General features: G+C 65.1%; 3 protein-coding genes and 1 pseudogene. All 4 read right to left on the bottom strand.

The window, feature by feature from the left end; translation table 11 throughout:
- On the bottom strand, positions 1-186 hold a 186-nt coding region (locus AUC71_RS22670), incomplete at its 3' end, for a glycosyltransferase (RefSeq protein WP_425283372.1).
- The gene (locus tag AUC71_RS08960) at positions 159-815 is read right to left on the bottom strand and encodes a glycosyltransferase (protein WP_083238221.1); all 657 of its coding nucleotides are present in this window, start codon (positions 813-815) and stop codon (positions 159-161) included. The genes AUC71_RS22670 and AUC71_RS08960, both read right to left, overlap by 28 nt.
- On the bottom strand, positions 812-1,927 hold the full coding sequence (gene ftsW / locus AUC71_RS08955) for a putative lipid II flippase FtsW (protein WP_069623990.1): 1,116 nt from the start codon (positions 1,925-1,927) through the stop codon (positions 812-814). Before ftsW ends, AUC71_RS08960 begins: the two co-directional genes overlap by 4 nt.
- Positions 1,928-1,985: 58 nt before the next feature.
- Positions 1,986-2,980: pseudogene (gene murD / locus AUC71_RS17675) on the bottom strand (UDP-N-acetylmuramoyl-L-alanine--D-glutamate ligase); the annotation flags it as partial.

Genomic DNA, 2,980 nt, shown 5'->3' with positions numbered 1-2,980 from the left:
AACGGTGGAAGCGCCAGCGCGGGAGATCACCAGATGGGCGTTGGCCATGCGCTCGGGGAGATCGCGAAAGAACGGAGCCAAATGGGCGGAGATGTCCGCCTGCTTATAGGCTTCGCGTACCGAGGCGAGATCCTCGGGGCGGACCTGCTGCACCACGGTTAGCCGCCAGCGTAAGGGCGACGGCATCCGTTCCAGGGCCGGAGGCAGCACTTCGGAGAAGAAATGCGCGCCTTGCTACCGCCGAAGATGAGTACCAGCAGACGCCCGGCCGGCTCCGGCGGGACATAAGGGACGTTGCGATAGGAGAGCACCGCGTCGCGCACGGGATTGCCTGTCACCTGCGCACGCTTCTCGGCGCTGCGCCGCAAATGCTTGGTCGACGAAAAAGACAGTGCGACGGCGTCGGCGAAGCGGGACAGCAGACGGTTAGCGCGTCCCATGACCGCGTTCTGCTCGTGGATCACCGTGGGTATGCCGAGCGACCGCGCTGCCATGATGGGGGGGAGCGTGGGGTAGCCGCCGAAGCCAACGACGACATGGGGCTGCACCATTTCGAGGAGACGCCGCGCCCGTAAGAAGCCATTGCCCAAACGGCCGAATGTCTTCATCACGGCGAGCGGCTTGCGGCTCGTGAACGTTGCAGACGGGACGCGATAGACCGCGCGAGCGGGGAAATCGGTTCCGTACTGCTCGGCGCGCTCGTCCGTGGCGAGTTCCACGGCGAAGCCGCGGCGCGTCAGTTCCTGAGCCAGAGCCGTGGCCGGAAAGAGATGTCCCCCTGTTCCGCCCGCGGCGAGTAGTATCGTCTGCGTCAAGCCGTCTGCCCCCTTGCCCCCGCGTGGTCCGTCTCGTGCTCGGCGCGCGCCGGATGCTTCAGCCGGCCCGCCATGGGCCGCTTCCGCGTGAGCCCTAGCGCGAAACCCATGGTCAGCGCCATGGCCAACAACGAGGAGCCGCCATAAGAGATGAACGGCAGGGTCATGCCTTTGGCCGGGAGCAGGCCGACATTCACGGCCATGTTGATCAAGGTTTGCAAGCCGAACAGCATGATGAGCCCCGCCACCGCGTGCCGGATGAACCCGTCCGATTCTTGCGACGCCTTGGACAGCCCACGCAGCACGATGAAGGCGAACAGAGTCAGCAAAATCAGGCACGCGATCAAGCCGTACTCTTCCGCCGCCACGGCAAAGATAAAGTCCGTGTGGGAGTCCGGCAGCACGTCCTTGACGGTCCCCTCGCCCGGACCGCGCCCGAACCAGCCGCCATTGAGGAACGAGTCGAGAGAGCGGTCCGACTGATAAGTGTCGCCGGAGGCGGGATCGAGGAAGCGATCGATGCGCGAGGCGACGTGCGGCAAAAGGAAATAGGCGGTGACCAGGCCGGCGGCGCCGAGCGCCACGAGGCGCGCGATCCAGATCATGTTGATCCCGGCCATGTAGAACAGCGCGCCCCAGACGAGGCTGATGAGCAACGTCTGGCCGAAGTCGGGCTGGAGAATGAGCAGAAGCGCGAAGACCGCATAAAGCAGGATGGCGAGCTCGAGGCCTGGCACGTCCTTGCGCTTCTGGCTCTCGTTGAAGAGCCAGGCGGTGAGCACGATGAAGGCCGGCTTTACGAATTCCGACGGCTGTAGCGAGAACGCGCCGATTTGGAGCCAACGCCTGGCGCCCTTCACCTCAACGCCGAAGAACAGAATCCCGATCATCAACGCGATGCCGACTAGGAAGATGACGAGGCTCGTGCGTCTGATCTGCTTGGGCGTCAACGTTGAGACGGCGAACATGATGACGATCGCCGGCAGGAGCAGCGCCGCGTGCCGGCGCACGAAGTAGAAGGCCTCGAGATCGTATCTCTCGGCGATGGGCGGGCTTGCCGCGAGCGACAGGACGAGGCCCGCCCCCATCAGCAGCAGAAGACCAAAGAACATCAGGCGGTCGACGGTGAACCACCAGCGGAGAGGACACTTTTGTCGGCGCGCGTAAGTCTCATGCCGCTTTGCCCTGTTGCGTCACACTCGTTGCCCCATCGAGACGCATTACAAGTTCGCGGAAGGCGTCGCCGCGCTTGGCGAAATTGTCGAACTGATCATAAGAGGCACATGCGGGCGACAATAGCACAACCGGCTCGGGCCCTTGCGACAGACTTGCGTCGGCCGCGGCTTGCGCCACGGCTGCCTCGAGCGTGCCGCAAGCGACGTGGGGGATCGCGTTGCCCAGTTGGTGCGCGAAATCTTCCGCCGCTTCGCCGATGAGATAGGCACGGGCGATCTTCGGGTAGAACGGCTCCAGCCCCGCGAGCCCGCCGTCCTTGGCGCGGCCGCCGACGATCCAATAGATGTCGTCGAGGCTGCCGAGCGCCTTGCCGGCGGCATCCGCGTTGGTCGCCTTGGAGTCGTTGACGAAGAGCACGTGGCCGACGCGCGCCACCTGCTCCATGCGATGGCCAGGCCGGCGAAGCTCTGGAGGCCTTGCTGGATCGCATCCGCCTGCAGCCCTTGCGACCGGGCGAGCGCGTAAGCGGCCGCCGCATTCTGCCAATTGTGCGCGCCGCGCAAGGACCCAATGCCTTCGAGCTCCGCGCGGCCAACCTCATGGCCGCCGTCCATCTCCATGATGACGCCGTCGACGGCCCAGACGCCGTTCTGCACAGGCTGCCCCACGGCGACCCGCTTCACGGCAAAAGGCCCGTGCAATGTCTCGGCGATGGCCCGGCACGGCTCGTCGTCGACGCCGATCACGGCGGTGGCCTCGGCGCCGAGCTGCGCAAAGACGCGCGCCTTGATCGCGGCATAGTTCTGCAAAGTGCCGTGCCGGTCGAGATGGTCCGGCGTGATATTGAGAAGGGCCGCGGCGTCGGGTTCAAGCGATGGACTAAGATCGATCTGAAACGACGACAACTCCAGAACGTATGTGAGATCGGGCGCGAAGGGCTCGAGATCGAGCACCGCCTTGCCGATATTGCCGCCGAGCGCGACGCGCTG

Source organism: Methyloceanibacter marginalis, assembly GCF_001723295.1.
In the GTDB taxonomy this organism is placed as follows: Bacteria; Pseudomonadota; Alphaproteobacteria; order Rhizobiales; family Methyloligellaceae; genus Methyloceanibacter; species Methyloceanibacter marginalis.
Note: the sequence above shows the minus strand (reverse complement) of the source record. Positions and strands in the feature narration are given on the sequence as shown.